Origin of the sequence: Alteromonas sp. S005 (assembly GCF_036864475.1) — a bacterium.
Classification (GTDB): Bacteria; Pseudomonadota; Gammaproteobacteria; order Enterobacterales; family Alteromonadaceae; genus Alteromonas.
Genome location: NZ_JAZETN010000006.1, coordinates 158,949 through 174,887 on the forward strand (window position 1 = coordinate 158,949; position 15,939 = coordinate 174,887).

12 protein-coding genes are annotated in these 15,939 nt (G+C 42.3%); 8 read left to right on the forward strand and 4 right to left on the reverse strand.

Features of this window, described 5'->3' with window-relative positions:
* Window positions 1-126 precede the first annotated feature (126 nt).
* On the forward strand, window positions 127-1,479 hold the full coding sequence (locus V7R55_RS09855) for a mechanosensitive ion channel family protein (RefSeq protein WP_438823589.1): 1,353 nt from the start codon (window positions 127-129) through the stop codon (window positions 1,477-1,479).
* 12 nt (window positions 1,480-1,491) lie between these two features.
* On the opposite strand, the gene V7R55_RS09860 is transcribed toward V7R55_RS09855, so the two are convergent.
* From V7R55_RS09860 to V7R55_RS09870, 3 genes are all read right to left on the reverse strand, one after another.
* Window positions 1,492-2,850: a DUF3080 family protein gene (locus V7R55_RS09860; RefSeq protein ID WP_334059311.1), complete on the reverse strand. Its 1,359-nt coding sequence runs from the start codon at window positions 2,848-2,850 to the stop codon at window positions 1,492-1,494.
* Window positions 2,847-3,596 (reverse strand): pteridine reductase, encoded by a 750-nt coding sequence (locus V7R55_RS09865; RefSeq protein ID WP_334059312.1) that lies wholly within the window; start codon window positions 3,594-3,596, stop codon window positions 2,847-2,849. Before V7R55_RS09865 ends, V7R55_RS09860 begins: the two co-directional genes overlap by 4 nt.
* A 61-nt stretch (window positions 3,597-3,657) precedes the next feature.
* Window positions 3,658-4,542, reverse strand: a complete 885-nt coding sequence (locus V7R55_RS09870; RefSeq protein WP_334059313.1) for a fructosamine kinase family protein — start codon at window positions 4,540-4,542, stop codon at window positions 3,658-3,660.
* 444 nt (window positions 4,543-4,986) lie between these two features.
* Here V7R55_RS09870 and thrS point away from each other — a divergent pair, with 444 nt between their 5' ends.
* From thrS to V7R55_RS09895, 5 genes are all read left to right on the forward strand, one after another.
* A complete protein-coding gene (gene thrS, locus V7R55_RS09875; protein WP_015066886.1) occupies window positions 4,987-6,903 on the forward strand; it encodes a threonine--tRNA ligase in 1,917 nt (638 codons plus the stop codon).
* Between the two features lie 115 nt (window positions 6,904-7,018).
* Complete coding sequence (gene infC, locus V7R55_RS09880; protein ID WP_333970078.1) at window positions 7,019-7,558, forward strand: translation initiation factor IF-3; 540 nt, start codon at window positions 7,019-7,021, stop codon at window positions 7,556-7,558.
* 118 nt (window positions 7,559-7,676) lie between these two features.
* Window positions 7,677-7,874, forward strand: coding sequence for a 50S ribosomal protein L35 (gene rpmI / locus V7R55_RS09885; protein ID WP_012518091.1), 198 nt, complete (start codon window positions 7,677-7,679; stop codon window positions 7,872-7,874).
* Window positions 7,875-7,892: 18 nt separating this feature from the next.
* Complete coding sequence (rplT, locus tag V7R55_RS09890; RefSeq protein ID WP_012518092.1) at window positions 7,893-8,249, forward strand: 50S ribosomal protein L20; 357 nt, start codon at window positions 7,893-7,895, stop codon at window positions 8,247-8,249.
* Between the two features lie 424 nt (window positions 8,250-8,673).
* Complete coding sequence (locus tag V7R55_RS09895) at window positions 8,674-11,844, forward strand: hypothetical protein (protein WP_334059314.1); 3,171 nt, start codon at window positions 8,674-8,676, stop codon at window positions 11,842-11,844.
* Between the two features lie 211 nt (window positions 11,845-12,055).
* On the opposite strand, the gene V7R55_RS09900 is transcribed toward V7R55_RS09895, so the two are convergent.
* Window positions 12,056-13,510: an undecaprenyl-phosphate glucose phosphotransferase gene (locus V7R55_RS09900; protein WP_150141227.1), complete on the reverse strand. Its 1,455-nt coding sequence runs from the start codon at window positions 13,508-13,510 to the stop codon at window positions 12,056-12,058.
* Window positions 13,511-14,188: 678 nt separating this feature from the next.
* Here V7R55_RS09900 and V7R55_RS09905 point away from each other — a divergent pair.
* Both V7R55_RS09905 and V7R55_RS09910 read left to right on the forward strand, forming a co-directional pair.
* Window positions 14,189-15,394 carry an outer membrane beta-barrel protein gene (locus tag V7R55_RS09905; protein WP_334059315.1) on the forward strand — a complete coding sequence of 402 codons (1,206 nt, stop codon included), beginning with the start codon at window positions 14,189-14,191 and terminating at the stop codon, window positions 15,392-15,394.
* 83 nt (window positions 15,395-15,477) lie between these two features.
* The gene (locus V7R55_RS09910) at window positions 15,478-15,939 is read left to right on the forward strand and encodes a polysaccharide biosynthesis/export family protein (RefSeq protein WP_020744721.1); all 462 of its coding nucleotides are present in this window, start codon (window positions 15,478-15,480) and stop codon (window positions 15,937-15,939) included.

Consider the following 15,939-nt stretch of genomic DNA (forward strand, 5'->3'; position numbering starts at 1 on the left):
TTGCAAGCTTTGCTATCAATAATCGCAGATAAATACTCAGAGAATAGTTTCTTTTCAAGCATCGTAGCATCAGACTTAAACGGCATAGCCCTGAATTTACACGGTTATGCCCTAGGCAATCCCTTCATGCAAACTCTGCTTCAGCAAGATGACGAAGCCGGTGCGATAAATAGCTTGTCGAGCGCTCAGTCGTTGCTTTCGCAACTGTGGGATAGCTTTATTTATCGTTTGCCAAGCATGGCGCTAGGCATAGTTATTATGGTGGTGTTCATTCTTTTGGCGCCACACATTGCAAAGGTTTTAGTTAAGCCGTTAACGCGTACAACCACATCTCCGCTTCTGCGCTCGGTAATTCAACGAAGCGTAAGCTTAATTCTAATATTACTCGGTATTTATCTTTTTCTATTTTTAGCTGGGCTTACTGGGTTTGCCATTGCGATAGTGAGCGGTACCGGTGTCGTTGGTCTTATTCTTGGCTTCGCATTTCGCGATATTGCAGAGAACTTTATTTCAAGCCTTTTGCTTACTATTCAACGCCCGTTTCGAATAGGCGATATTGTACAAATAAATGACTTTACCGGCATTATCCAGAAAGTGACGGCACGTGCGACAACGCTTGTGGATTTCGACGGTAACCACATACAAATACCCAACGCGACCATTTACAAAGGCGTGATTAAGAACTTAACGGCTAACCCGCTCATGCGAGGCCACTTTGTAATTGGGGTAGGTTACGACGCCGACATACAAGATGCACAGCGAATTGCCCGACAAGTTACAGCAGAACAAGACAATGTTTTAAGCGACCCTGAACCGCAAATTCTTATTGATGAATTAGGTGCTTCTACCTACAACGTAAAGGTGTACTTTTGGGTGGATGTAGAGAAAACCAGCGTACTTAAAATGGCTTCTGTGCTAATGCGTAATATCACGCAAGCGTTCTTAGACGCGAATATCAGCATGCCGGATGATGCTCGAGAGCGAATATTCCCAGAGGGTATGCACCTTAGCGTTGAAAAAAGCGAACCGATAGGCTCGCAACGCCAAGAAGAAAACCTTGAAAATGGCGCACAAGGCGAGGAAAGCGTGTCTACAGGGTTCTCTGGTGGAAAAGAATCTTCTCATGAAGGCGATGTTAATGATTCAACCGTTGAAAGTGGAAGAACTAACGTTAGTGAAGACGCTGCTAATATGAATAGCCAAGAAAAGGGCCGGAATATGAATAAGAGCAAAAGCAATAACCCTTTAGGTCACAGTGCCGCCGGTGATTATACAGTTGAGCCTTCAGGTACTTCAGAGCACGATAACGAGCAAAAACAAAATAATAGCAACAAAGGCGATAGCCATAAAAGTAATAAGCAAACAGAAAATCGCCAGCAGCCAACGTTTAATGAAGATGACGTATCATCAGAAGCGCATGAAATAAGAGAGCAGGCCCGCAAGTCGAGAGACCCAGAGGCAGGTGAAAATATCCTTTAATGCAAAGTCATGTTAGACCGGTGGTACGGGCGATAAGTTACATCTGCCGAGGAAACCCTGCCACAGGTTAACGTGGGCTTTCATAGCGCGACTGTATTCATCAAAACCATCTTGAGATTGAAGTCTAATATAACGCTTGAACTCGTCATGTAACGACGGTTGTTTAAGCCAGTCTTCCCACAAGGGAACTAGCTTGTAATGATATTGGTTTACCAAGCTTCCTACTGGCTGTATTTCTTCAATAAAAAATAAATAAAACACATTGCGCAGGATTTTTGCTTTATCGCTAGCGCGGCCTTCTGGGCAGCTTATCGCATCAAGTTCAGTGGTTAGCATGTTAGTGAGTAATGAAAGGTTTTGCGTTAACGTTTGCTGTGTGTGCCACAGCGTAGCGGGTAACCGCGCTGAACGTATAATTTGCAGCTGTTGTTCCAACTCGCTGCTGTCGATAAGGCTTTTGCTGCTATTAATTGAGCTCTCACTAATGACCTTGCCGCTGGCGCTACCATTATAACCTTCAGAAGGGTCGCCTACGTGGTTCTGATTGGAGGTCACCGCTTTAGCACTTTGCTTTGGTACCGTTTCGCCATAAGAAAATGGCATGTTATTCAAGCTGCTTAGGTAAAACAGCGCATTAACGCTTGAAAGGGCATCTTTATTATTTTCAACGGAAAACAGTCGTTCAGGAGTATTCAGCGCCAACCTCAATTCTTGGCTTCCTTGGATAAGGTTCGCCCAGGTTTTGCTGAAGTCTTTTGACTTTTGTTCACGCCAAGAAGCAATAGTTTCGGCCAGTGCATTATTTTTTTTAACCGAGTTTTTGAGCGCGTTCTTATTTGCACTTTCAGCAGCACTTTCATCTTCCGCTAATGCTGCTTCACAGCTTTTTAATACGCTAAGCAGCTTACTTTCATAAGCTAGTCTTTGTGACGGCAACTGGCTTTTTCCCAGCGATGTATTGCGCTCGGCAACCACAGTGCCTAACTCACAATCTTGCAGCGCATAAAACTCGCGCAAGTTAATGCTAACACCCTCTATGTTGTGTTTTAGCGTTGCTGAGTCGGCCAGTTTAGGAAGTGGGGTAGTAATCTTTTCGTTGAATGTATCGGGTAGGGGAGTGTCCAGTACTCTAGAAAGTCGTTCTGCATAATCTTCAATACTCTGCTTTACCGTGCTGCCTCCAAAGCACCCGAACAAGGTAACCAAACCAGCACTGATAATGCTGATGCGGCAGAGTTTTATGAACCTACCACCTCTTCCATTTGTATCTTCAACGCCGCACACGTTTTTATTCTGATAACCGCGGGCGCTTTTATTCCCATTGCCACGGGCGCTTATTAATTGAATAGGCTTATTTTGGGAAATTTTCATGCTGATGCGCCAGTATGAAGGCCGCGGCCACCGTCAACATAGATGATTTGCCCGGTGATATAGGGCGCCGACACTAAAAACAACAGCGTATTAGCAATGTCTTCAGGTGTGCCTAGTTCGCCCAACGGAATACTTGATAGCAGCTTGTCTTTTTCTGCATCATCCATTTCTCGCTCTGGCCATAGAATGGCACCAGGGGCGATACCATTTACACGTACTCTAGGGGCCAAATCTATAGCTAACGATTGGGTAAGCGATGCAAGCCCCGTCTTAGCAATTAAGTAAACGCTATGGTTGGGGAGTGGCCGGTCGATATGCATGTCGACCATATTGATAATGCAACCCTTATTCGCTTCTAAAGCGGGGGCTAGCGCTTGTGATAAAAACAGCGGCCCTTTTACGTTGCTTCCTACTAGAGAATCCCAATCATCTTCTGAAATATCACCCACGGGCGTAGGGTAAAAACTTGATGCATTGTTTACTAACACGTCTAGTTGACCCCATACATCTAGCGTCTTTTGGGCTAGCGCGTTTACTTCTTCTGAATTGCAAAGGTTGGCTTGTAGGCAGGTGGCAGAGTCTGCTCGCACACTATTTAACTTTTCAGCCAGCGCAAAGGCATCGTCTTTAGAATGGCCGTAATGAATGATAATGCGATAGCCTTCATTGTGAAGCTTACATGCCATGGCGGCGCCAATTCGTTTAGCTGCCCCGGTTATAAGTGCAACAGGGCCTGAATTTGTCATAATAAACGCTACTCTCTATTTTAAATCGTTTGGCGGTTTTAAGGCTTGGGTGCTGCGCTTTTTAGTGCCTGTAGATGTCTTCTAATATTTGTTCGGCTTGCGCAATATAGTGCGCGCCGAATAATAACCCGTGATTTAAAATATGGTAAAGCTGGTAAATTGGTTTTCTTAAAGCATAATTTTTTTCAATTGGCGTGTGCTGGTGGTAGCCATCGAAAAAGGTATCAGGGAAACCACCAAACAGTTCAGCCATAGCAAGGTCAGTTTCCCCATCGCCAACATACACGGCAGGGTCGAACAAAACTGGCCCTTTTTTGTTGAAGCCTGCGTTACCCGCCCATAAATCGCCATGAAGTAGCGAAGGGTAGGGTTGATGTAAGCTTAAAAGGTGTTTTACTTTCGTAACGATATTATCAATATCACCGTTTTGTTTTGTCCACAGGCCATTCAATGCCAAGCGCTCTAACATACTGCCAATGCGTTTCTCTGCAAAAAAGTCGGCCCACGATGCCATGCGCCCATTGGTTTGCACACTGGCGCCAATATAATTGTCGTGGGGCCACCCATAGCTGGTGTAGGCATTAACACTATGCAGTGCAGCAAGCTTTTGTCCTAAAGCGAAATAATCTCTTGCGGCAGGTTCAACAAATCGAATGTGTGAAAGCACCAAATATTCCATATTGGGCGATTCTTTGGCGGTGATGCCGTGACAAATGACCTGTGGCGTAGAAATGGTTTGCGTATTAGCAATAGCGGTTAGCCCTTCAGCTTCATGGGAAAGTTGCTGAGTGTCGTCGTAGCGCCTTGTTTTAACAAAGTACCTATGGGTTTGATCTCTTATTATATAGCTTTCGTGAGTATCGCCGCCGCTCACGCGCTCGGCTTTCTGGCAGCTAAAGAATTGCTGCGTCTCGTCTGAAATATGCTCGCTAATAAAATGCCACATATTACGCACTCTGCTGGGTTTAATACTTAAACTCAAGGCGAGTAGAGCTGAGATGGTTGTAACGCCATTACGATCAGGAACGTGCTTAACTACTTAGTTTATTCACCGTTATCGCCTTTAACTAAAGTATGGGTTAAAAATGGTGAAATGCATAAGTTACGATACCAAATCTAATTAAAAACCTATTCAACATAGACAAAGGCGTACTAATTAGTGAATAAAGGCTTTTCAATATTGAAGTTGACCATACACTGGTTATAATCCACCACTTGCTTTAACACGGCTTGATTCATAAAAGCTTATTAAACAAGCGCAGCGCGTGTATTTTATTGTTACGCCAACGTGGATAAGTTAAGCAAGTTTCGAGTGCTAAAGAGCACGATTAAATTTATCAAATAAATGCATGTGGCGCAGAGTAGGCGTCACCACTGTAAAGGAATTAAAATGCCTGTAATTACCCTTCCTGATGGAAGCCAACGCGCTTTCGATAACCCTGTTTCTGTACTAGATGTTGCAAACGATATTGGCCCTGGTTTAGCCAAAGCAACCATTGCGGGGAAAGTAAACGGCGAACTTGTAGACGCTGTTGATATGATTGACGCAGACGCACAACTTCAAATTATTACTGCAAAAGACGATGAAGGTTTAGAAATTCTTCGTCACAGTTGCGCGCACTTGTTAGGCCACGCTATCAAACAACTTTGGCCTAACACCAAAATGGCTATCGGCCCAGTTATCGACAACGGTTTTTACTATGACGTTGATATGGAAGAGAGCCTAACCCAGGAAGATTTAGCTAAGTTAGAAAAGCGCATGCTTGAGCTGGCTAAAACCAATTACAACGTGGTTAAAAATAAAGTTAGCTGGCAGGAAGCCCGCGATGCATTTGAAGCGCGCGGTGAAAGCTACAAAATGGAAATTCTTGATGAAAACATCAGCAAGGACGACCGCCCAGCACTTTATCAACACGAAGAATACACCGATATGTGTCGTGGCCCGCACGTACCGAACATGAAGTTCTGCCACCACTTCAAACTCATGAAGGTAGCGGGTGCTTACTGGCGTGGTGACAGCGACAACAAAATGCTTCAGCGTATTTACGGCACAGCGTGGGCTGACAAGAAACAGCTTAAGTCTTACCTACAGCGCTTAGAAGAAGCGGAAAAGCGCGACCACCGCAAAATTGGTAAAGCCCTTAACCTGTTCCATTGGCAAGAAGAAGCGCCAGGTATGGTGTTTTGGCACAACGACGGCTGGTCTATTTACACCGAGCTAGAAAGCTTTGTGCGTAAAAAACTGCGTGAATACGGCTACGACGAAGTAAAAGGCCCATTAATGATGGACCGCTCTTTGTGGGAAAAATCAGGTCACTGGGACAAATACGCAGAAAACATGTTCACCACCGAATCTGAAAAGCGTGAATATGCGGTTAAGCCTATGAACTGCCCGGGCCACGTACAAATTTTCAACCAAGGCTTGAAATCGTACCGCGATTTACCGCTTCGTATGGCCGAGTTTGGCTGCTGTCACCGTAATGAACCATCGGGTGCGCTACACGGCTTAATGCGTGTGCGAGGCTTTACGCAAGACGACGCTCATATTTTTTGTACAGAAGAACAGATCCTAGAAGAGGTAAGTGGCTGTATTAAGATGGTGTATGAGACATACGCGGCATTTGGTTTTGAAAATATCAAAGTTAAGCTGTCTACTCGCCCTGAAAAGCGTGTAGGTGCGGATGAGATTTGGGATAAATCAGAAGCGGCGCTTGCAGAGGCACTTAAAGCCAACGATATCGAATTCGATTATCAGCCTGGTGAAGGCGCGTTCTACGGCCCTAAAATTGAATTTACGCTGCACGACTGCTTAGACCGTGCGTGGCAGTGTGGAACGGTACAGCTTGATTTCTCAATGCCTGGTCGTTTGGGTTCAACCTATGTGGCTGAAGATGGCGAACGTAAAGTACCGGTAATGATTCACCGTGCTATTTTGGGTTCACTAGAGCGCTTCATTGGTATTTTGACCGAAGAATTTGCAGGTTTCTTCCCACTTTGGTTGGCACCTCAGCAAGTTGTGGTAATGAATATTACCGATAAACAGGCTGACTATGCATCAGATTGTGTAAAAAAACTGCAAGATTTAGGGTTTAGAGCAAAGTCTGACTTGCGTAATGAGAAAATCGGCTTTAAAATCCGCGAGCACACATTGAAGCGTATTCCGTATATGCTGGTTGTGGGCGATAAAGAAATGGAAGCGGGCGAAGTAGCAGTACGCTCTCGCCGCGGCGACGATCTAGGCAAAATGGGCCTGGAAGACTTTATTGCCATGGCTCAACAAGAAGTTGTAGAAAAGACAATTAAATAGTTGAGCATTTTGTGTATAATGCACATCAAGGTGTCTGCTTTTAGTTTTTATTTTTTAGATTCATACGAATCACCTAAAAGCAGACAAAAGAATTAAATGTTTGGAGGAATAGCACATTAAAGGCGCTAACAACAAGGCTCAGGGCGACAAAGCCCGCATTAACGATGAGATTAAAGCCAGAGAAGTAAGATTAATTGGCAAAGACGGTGAACAGGTTGGTGTGGTTTCGCTAGCAGAAGCTACGCGTACCGCTGAAGAAGCGAGCCTAGATCTAGTAGAAATCAGTCCGAATGCCGAGCCGCCAGTCTGTAAAGTTATGGACTATGGCAAATTCCTCTTCGAAAAAAGTAAAGCTCAAAAAGAGCAGAAGAAAAAACAGAAGCTAATTCAGGTCAAGGAGATTAAATTTCGCCCTGGCACTGATGAAGGCGATTACCAGGTAAAACTGCGCAACCTGCGTCGCTTTCTTGAAGGTGGTGACAAAGCCAAAGTCACGATCCGCTTCCGCGGTCGTGAAATGGCGCACCAAGACATCGGTATCGATTTGCTAAACCGCGTTAAAACGGATTTAGAAGAAATCGCTACATGCGAGTCTTTCCCACGTCGTGTGGAAGGCCGTCAGATGATCATGGTGCTAGCCCCAAATAAGAAGTAGTAACGGTCTAAAGTTTTAAGGAATCTGCACCCTTAAACACCTTGCTGCTAAACATTAGCCGGTATGAAGTGACTGCAACACGAAAAATACCGATATTAAACAATGCGGAGTTTTAGCAATGCCTAAAATGAAAACTGTAAGCGGTGCCGCCAAACGTTTTAAGAAAACGGGTTCTGGCCGCTTTAAAAGCAAACAGTCTCACTTACGTCACATTCTGACTAAGAAGAGCTCTAAGCGTAAACGTCACCTTCGTGGCAAAAAACTGGTTCATGACTCTGATACCAAATTGGTTCAGCGCATGTTGCCTTACGTATAAGACTTAGGAGACTGATTAATGGCTAGAGTAAAACGCGGCACTATCGCACGTGCTCGTCACAAAAAAGTCCTCAAGCAGGCAAAAGGTTATTACGGCGCACGTTCACGTGTATATCGCGTAGCGGTACAGGCTGTAACTAAAGCTGGTCAATATGCTTACCGTGACCGTCGTCAGCGCAAGCGTCAATTCCGTCAACTATGGATTGCACGTATCAATGCTGCTGCTCGTCAAAATGGTATGTCATACAGCCGTTTCATTAACGGTTTGAAGAAAGCGTCTGTTGAAATCGATCGTAAGATCCTTGCCGACATCGCAGTACATGACAAAGCAGCTTTCAGCGCACTAGTCGAAGCGGCTAAAGGCGCATTAGCTTAATTATTAACTAATTAAGCTTAAGTTCTTTCGGGAAAAGGCGAGCAGGATGCTCGCCTTTTTTCGTTTTAATTTCTAACACATCTTCTAAAACTCATTCTTCATACCCAGTGGTTTTAAGCCGAAATCTAACTTTCACAGTTACGCTTCGTTGTCCGTATTTAACTGATTAGATAAAGGTTTTTAAATTAATAAGCTAACTCATCCATATTTAAGGTTAAAAAATGATCAATATGGGTTAGGCTTAGGCTCAATCTAACTTTTGTTGACTATATAAAAAACGTATAAGCACTTGTTAGTGGATTAAGTTTCGCAGATAGCATCACTCGTTGACTTTAAATACTATTCAAAGCGCAGCTCAGTAAAGATATTGGATGCGTAGCTATGCCTATTTGAGGCTATACAATACGGACATTGGAAATTCTATATGCACAAAACTAAAGCACTTCCCCTTTCTAAAATGCTTCTTCACTTCATCGTTCTGAGTTTATTCTGCAACGTTGCTTTATCTGATGAAAGTACAGAGGCTCAAAAACTTTATGAGAAAGCGCTCGCCAGCCAAGATATTCTCAGTGAGTTAGTGTCAAAAGAAAGCCTAACAACCAGTAGTTTTAGACAAAAACAAAAGGTAGCGAAAAAAGAAAGAGTGATTCTTCACGAGCTTATCAAGGAACATAAAAGTTCAGAATATTTACCCTATGCAGTGCTGCGCTTTCTTACTTTAAATCGGGAAGAAGGCGTACCAATATATTGGGGAATAAAAAATGATGTGAAAAATATAATAAATGACAGGAACAATAAGCACCGAAATACTATGCTAGTTCTTATCAAAAAACTTCAAACTAACAAAAGCTCAAGATTCGATGGTGCTTCGTTGTTGTACACCTTACCATCTGTGAATATGTTATCCAATAACAAAACGACATTGACAGCAGGAAGTAAAAAACCTCATCAAAATTTAAACGAAGATATTCAGGAACGTGTTAAAAAAGAAAGCTTACGCGTACGACGAGATACTCCTACTCAACAGGTCGTTTCTGCAAAATTAATTAGCGTTGACAACCCTTACGTGCAGTTTTCTAAGAACCCCAATATTTTTATTTCAGGTTTGAATTGGAATTCAACAACAAAATCTTTAATTAATCGAAAAGCTAATTTCGAATACATTGAAGTTTTCAATGAAATAAAGAAATTCGAAAAACGGCAAGGTAGTTCTTCTAAAGAGATACAAAAATTGGTACTTCGCGTAGATGTCAAAGCGGAAAATATCATGGCATTCGTTAAAGAAAAAAGGCTAGGGGAGCGCCTCGTCAATCACCTTGTCTATAAACTTCACACTGATGATAATGCAATTTTTTATAGAGAAGCAGATGTAGAGTACCGCTTAGTAGATTCTAGAAACAAAAAATTTACCACAATCTCATTTTCTCGGGTGCTACGAAAAGAGTGGACTACATCCTTACAGACAGACGAATTTCTCCATCTTATTAAAATTTCTGAATTTGGAAAAAAGCCTGATTATGTAAGTAACTTTGGTTTTTCTTTAAATCTGTATCTCGCAAAGTTGGAGGGAATGGATAGGTTTATGCAATTAGCTCAATCGCAAGCTGAAGATATCGCAGACTATCCTTATATTTCTTTTAACGATTCTATTTATGGAAAGCGAGTCTTATTGAAAAAAAGCGATCCTAGACTCCTAGAAGTAAAATACGGATGGGAGGTAAAAATGCTCAAAAAAAACCAAACTCCACGCAGCCATCGACATATTACAAAACGAGATGCTATACCTCCTGCTAAAACTATAACTTTCCCATTTAGTGAGGTGAATGACGTTCAGGAACTCAATTCCATGAGCCTCCAACTCCTGGGGATGATGAAAAACGCATATAAAGAATCTGAACGGATGCGCCGTCAAGATATCGCGAATTTGAATAAACAAGATGTACTTGATAATCTGCTGTACCCCACACATGAAAGAATAATGTTGGGGTGGGTTGATGTCCTTAGTTCCATACCTATTTCATTGGAAGGTATTTCATTTGCTCTAAACCTATGGGCGTTAAAAGAGCAATTTAGCCTTCATCAAGCGGACTATTACAAGAGTTGGTACTCATTGCTCCACGAAAATACGTATGTGAGTAAATATGCTTTATGCGAAGGCTCGGAAAAAGACCTGACTTTCACTTTAACTCAGCAAAGACTCTGTCGAATGGCTTTTGATCATGACGCATTTTGGCAAGCTTGGAGAGTTTCATTTCTACAGCGCGCAGATACTACGATCAAAGAAATTATCCGAAAAAACGGAGCTGAGATGAGCCGCGAATTCATAGAGTTCGCATTTTTTGACCAGTTTTACTTAAAAAACACCAGTATAGAGCAGGCTTTCGAAAAACCCAGTGTGAGGAATTGTTTTACTGAAAATTGTGACTCGCAAACGCGAAAAGAAATTGCAAAACAAATCCAGCACAGAGAATTAACTGATGAAGAAATTAAAAATCAAATAACCACCCTAAATGATAAAACATCAGAGCTATATAAACGTATTAATGCAGAAGGTGTAAACCGCAGCTTTCAATACGATGTCAAACAGTTTATTCAGATAAATGCAGCATACTATTTAACAAGCTTAATAGATAAAGTTGTCTCAAGGCTAGAAAGTATCCCTACTACAGACTTAAATGCTTATACTGAATGGGAATCGTCTTTTGCACAACCATTACGAATAAACCTTGATAAGTTGAACGAGCTCTGGGATACCGTATTTTCAGTAGATCCAAAACAAAATGTCGCGGCTAATCTTGGGCTTATTGGTTATTCCGATGATAGGGAAATCTCTCCCTTATATGGTTTGGGAGGCTCCCTCCTTAATTCACAGGTAATTTGGCTCAAACGTGCTGGATATACCCCCATAGCGCAATTCAAACTTGCCCCAAAAAAGCCGGATGAAATTACTAATCAAAGCCTAGAGCGAAAATCTGAAAGTTCAGATGAATTCGGTATGCAACTTTTTACTGTCGGGGAATTAGCTGCTGCCTCTGTTGGTTCATCTATAGGCAATGCCTTAAACTCATCTGTTCGCGCAGGTTCCAGTCATTCGGCAGACTTGCAACGGCTTAGTATGCAAATAAAGAGAGCGCGTTCTGACTTCGTGGCATGTAAAAATAAATGTAAAAACGCTTATCAGGTTCGTTATCGCTTATCTTCGCTCCTAATGATTAAAGACCTACATTTTTTAAAGTCTGGCGGAGTAAGTGTTTCACTTATGGATGAAGCTGAGCGCAGGTTAAATATTCTTTCTGAACTGACGAGCGGCTTTAGTGGCGTTAGCAATGTGGACGGGGGAATACGGACAAGATGTTTAAGTCAATTCAATAGTTGGTCATATGCTTATTCACAGACAACCGAGCAGCGTTCTTCGGATGACTTTAAGCAGACGCTGAATGCCTACAGCAATTTATTTGCTGGGAATCTTTTGGGATTTAAAGAGAAAATTGAAGTCCAAATTAGCGCTTTGTCAGCGGCTTTAAAGGAAACAGAAGCAGAGTTTTTTAAATATAAGCTATGTAGAGATCAGTGGGAGTATGATAATGCTATATAGTTGCTAACCATGCCTCTACAGCCAGACAAAAAGTTGAAATCAGGGTTTTAAATACCATAAAAGCCGCTAAGGATGAATAACTATTCTGAAGCATGCTTACACTCCTGCCGTGCTCTTTTGAATATTGTTCGCTATCGTTTACCTATTTATAAAATGTTTCGAAATAAAAAAGCGGCAAAGTGCCGCTTTTGTCGAACTTTAGTGAACGTTATTAATAGGCGTTCTTATTAATAAAACCATTGAAAACAGTCATAAATACGATTTTGATATCAAACCAAATAGACCAGCGGTGTATGTAATCTAAATCGTACTCTACGCGCTGAACCATCTTGTTCGTAGTTTCCGTTTCACCGCGTAGGCCATTCACTTGTGCCCAGCCTGTAATTCCTGGCTTAACCTTATGACGTAGCATATAGCCGGTTATTATCTTGCGGTATTCTTCGTTATGGGCTACTGCGTGTGGGCGAGGGCCTACAATCGACATACGGCCTTGCAAAACGTTGATAAACTGTGGAAGTTCATCCAAAGACGTTCTTCTTAAAAAACCGCCAATCTTCGTTAAACGCGCATCGTTTTTAGTGGCTTGTTTCACAACCGCACCATTATCTTGCGTGGTCATAGACCGGAACTTGTACACCGTAATTTGTTTACCATCTAACCCGTAACGCTTTTGTTTAAAAATAACGGGCCCTTTGGATGTAAGCTTAACTGCTGCTGCAATCGCTAACATAGGAACAGATATAAGCATTAAAATTAGAGTACTTAAAACAATATCTTCAAAACGCTTAAGAACGTCGCTCGCACCTTGGAACGGGGTGTCGTAAACACTTAGTGCTTGCACGTTACCTACTGTTTGCCAGCGAGCATTTAGTAGGTTGTACATGAAGAAGTTCGGAATAACATAAACGTTTGCCGTGGTGTCACTACACTGCTCTAATATGCTGCGAATTCGGTTTTCTGCACTCATCGGAAGGGCAATGTAGATGTAATCAACCTCATTGCGCTTTGCCATTTCTATCGCAGCTTCAATGTTGCCTAACACAGCCCCTTGCATCTCGTGTGGAAGGCGCTCTGGCTCACGGTCATCGAAGAGGCCATTGAACTTGATACCCAAGTGCTCATTTTGTTGTATCTGAAGTGCGACATTCGCGCCAAGTTGAGTAGCGCCTATTATTATAGAGCGACGTGAGTTCAAACCACTTTTTCGAATGCGAAATAAAAATTTTCGCATAACAAATCGCCACATAATTAGTACAACAAACGACGATGCGAACCACAGTAAAATTGCAGGCGGCGGAGTTTTAATTTCTTGAACGAAGAAGTATCCCATGGTCATAGTGCCCAGAATACTCAACATCCAAGTAATTGCGGCTGCGCGAAGCATTTCCTGGGTTCCATGACCGCGCCAAGACCGATAAAGCTCCACGCCTTCTGCTGAAATTTGAAAGCAAATTACATTGATAAATAAAAGGATAAGACTTGTCGTGTCTATCTGGTTTCCGTAATACGCAGCAGATGAATAATAAAGAATGGTAACAAGGGAAAGATCAATAAGTCTGTAAATCGTAGAAAAACCGCTCTGGTTTCTAACAACTAAACCACCGTTGGTATTAGGTTCTACCGGATGAGCTTTTATCGCTTTGTTAGATTCTACTCTATTGTCCATTTAGGTAATCTCTAGGTGAAAAGTGAAGGCCGCCGTGGATAGCTTGGTTGTTTTACTAGCCTGATCCAATTATTACGTGAACAGTAAAAACAGCTAATACGTTTGTCTAAAAGTAAGCAAGAGTCATGCCTATTAAAGGCGCGGTGTTTGGTGCTTTTACAACTATGTGTTTTTGACGCATTAATATTCGTCATATCAGAACCACTATTAACCATTGTAACAATATTGGACCAGTATTGTAATTTTATTACAGCAAACGATTTTATTTCGTACTAATTTGGTGCAGAAAGAGTAGAATGGCGCTCAAGTGCTTTCCATTAGTTATGTAAATACGATAGCATACTGGGCAAAATAGGGTGCCGACATATAGCTGAAACAATACCTAAGTACTTTATAAAATACTTTTGATTTAGCTAATGTGTCTGCGAGCGGCCGTTTGTTGAGCGCAGGCGAGTTAACGAAACTTTTTCTACGTTTAGTTAAGAGGCCAAAAAACGGCACGTCTATTGCTCGTGCTCAAATATAGTTTAGATATTCCGGTAAAAAAACACCAAAAATTGTAAAAGATGCAGATTTTTCTTTTACTAGAGCTATACGCTTGTGTAGTGGGTGAAAGCTAAACGAAGTTACCGTTATTAGATTGTCATTACAGATAGGTCATCGAAGGAAGGAAAAAACATGTTTAAAAGGACCAAAAGCATCATAGCAATGTCGGTAATTTGCGCCACCCCGACACTATATGCCCAAGAGGCCGGTCGAATTCAAGCAGGGCAGTTCGATTTAATTCCATCATTTTCATCGTCGATGGCTTATGTCGATAACGTCGCGTATGCGCGTGATGATGACCCTAAAATATATAGCTGGCGCGCTACGTTATCACCGGAACTAATCGCAGCTACAGAAGTAGATGGTAACCCAGTTCAAGTTGGTTATAGATTAGAACGCGGCGTTTATTTTTCCAGTGATAACGACGATTACACTGACCACTTTGTAGAAGCTTCGGGTGACTTTGAGTTGAACAGTCGCCATCGAATCAATGCTATCGCTCAATATGAAGACGGTCATGAAGACAGAGGCACCGGCTTCTCACTAGGCCTTGGTACAGCTATTACTACTCCTGACAGGTACAAAAGTACTTATTTTGGCGGTGAATACATGTACGGTGCCGCTACATCTGATGGCTTGCTAACGCTTAAAGCTAACCGTGAGACTCTTGACTATGATAGATCTGAACAAGCTTACCTAATTCGAGATCGTGTGAAAAATAAGGTGGGCGCTGAATTGGGTTATAGAATTGGTTCAGCGACTACTGCTGTACTTGACGTTACCCAAACCTACGTCAGATACGATAACCAAACCGGCATTGAAACACGTGATAGTGACGAAACACGCGTTCTATTGGGTGTTACTTGGGAATCAACTGCTGCAACAACGGGTTTTGCGAAAGTCGGTTATAAAGAGAAAGATTTTGAATCTGCGACTAGAAGCACTTTCTATGGGACTGATTGGGAGGTTGGAGTAGAATGGCAACCTGTTTCGTATTCAACGTTTCGTTTCTCTACCAACGCCGACACCCGAGAAACTAATGGTGAAGGGAACTTTATCCGAGGCAGAGATTATTCTGCATCTTGGAACCATGAGTGGTTAGAACGTTTAAGCTCTTCTGTAACCATTGCTCGTGAAACAAATGAATATGTACTTGATGATGACGGTATAGCAAACCGTGATGACGAATTGATGCGTTATTCAGCTTCTCTTAATTATCAAGCACGTCGTTATTTATCACTCTCGTTATTTTATCAATTAGCTGATCGTGACAGTAACAGAGAAGCTATAGGTTATGATAGAAACGTTGTTGGTTTATCCGCTGAGGTTACGTTGTGAAGAATAGTGTAGTTCTAAGCTTCTTCTTTATTTGTTATTTGTTCATTTCTAACGTTGTAGTAGCCCAAGAGGGCAACTTAAGCATGAGCCAATATCAATTAGGCTCTGGCGATAGAATTCAAATAAGCGTTTTTGGACAAGAAGACCTTTCAATGGAAGTTCGCCTTCCAGACGTAGGTACTATTAATTACCCATTTTTAGGTGAGATTAAACTGGTAGGTATGACAGCCGCTGAAGTAGAGCAACTTATCTACGAAGGGTTACTAGGGGATTACCTTATTAACCCATCTGTTTCTGTCGCTATTGTAGAATATCGCCCGTTCTTTATTGATGGTGAAGTTAAGCGCCCTGGCGGCTACGCTTATCAACCCGGTCTGTCAGTAAATAAAGCGGCCGCGTTAGCAGGTGGGTATACCGAACGTGCAGCGCGCGACAAAATTACCATCATTCGCGAAAAAGACGGCAGAACTAACGAGTTCACAGTAACGGTTAGCGATATGATCCAGCCTGGTGACATCATCACCATTAATCAGCGTTTCTTCTAA

Bases quoted from the DNA above. Each gene is read 5' to 3' on its own strand.
- thrS (WP_015066886.1), top strand. From the start codon at position 4,987: ATGCCTGTAATTACCCTTCCTGATGGAAGCCAACGCGCTTTCGATAAC.
- V7R55_RS09905 (WP_334059315.1), top strand. From the start codon at position 14,189: ATGTTTAAAAGGACCAAAAGCATCATAGCAATGTCGGTAATTTGCGCC.
- V7R55_RS09855 (WP_438823589.1), top strand. From the start codon at position 127: ATGCAAACTCTGCTTCAGCAAGATGACGAAGCCGGTGCGATAAATAGC.
- V7R55_RS09870 (WP_334059313.1), bottom strand. From the start codon at position 4,542: ATGTGGCATTTTATTAGCGAGCATATTTCAGACGAGACGCAGCAATTC.
- V7R55_RS09865 (WP_334059312.1), bottom strand. From the start codon at position 3,596: ATGACAAATTCAGGCCCTGTTGCACTTATAACCGGGGCAGCTAAACGA.
- rpmI (WP_012518091.1), top strand. From the start codon at position 7,677: ATGCCTAAAATGAAAACTGTAAGCGGTGCCGCCAAACGTTTTAAGAAA.
- V7R55_RS09895 (WP_334059314.1), top strand. From the start codon at position 8,674: ATGCACAAAACTAAAGCACTTCCCCTTTCTAAAATGCTTCTTCACTTC.
- rplT (WP_012518092.1), top strand. From the start codon at position 7,893: ATGGCTAGAGTAAAACGCGGCACTATCGCACGTGCTCGTCACAAAAAA.
- V7R55_RS09900 (WP_150141227.1), bottom strand. From the start codon at position 13,510: ATGGACAATAGAGTAGAATCTAACAAAGCGATAAAAGCTCATCCGGTA.
- V7R55_RS09910 (WP_020744721.1), top strand. From the start codon at position 15,478: ATGAGCCAATATCAATTAGGCTCTGGCGATAGAATTCAAATAAGCGTT.
- V7R55_RS09860 (WP_334059311.1), bottom strand. From the start codon at position 2,850: ATGAAAATTTCCCAAAATAAGCCTATTCAATTAATAAGCGCCCGTGGC.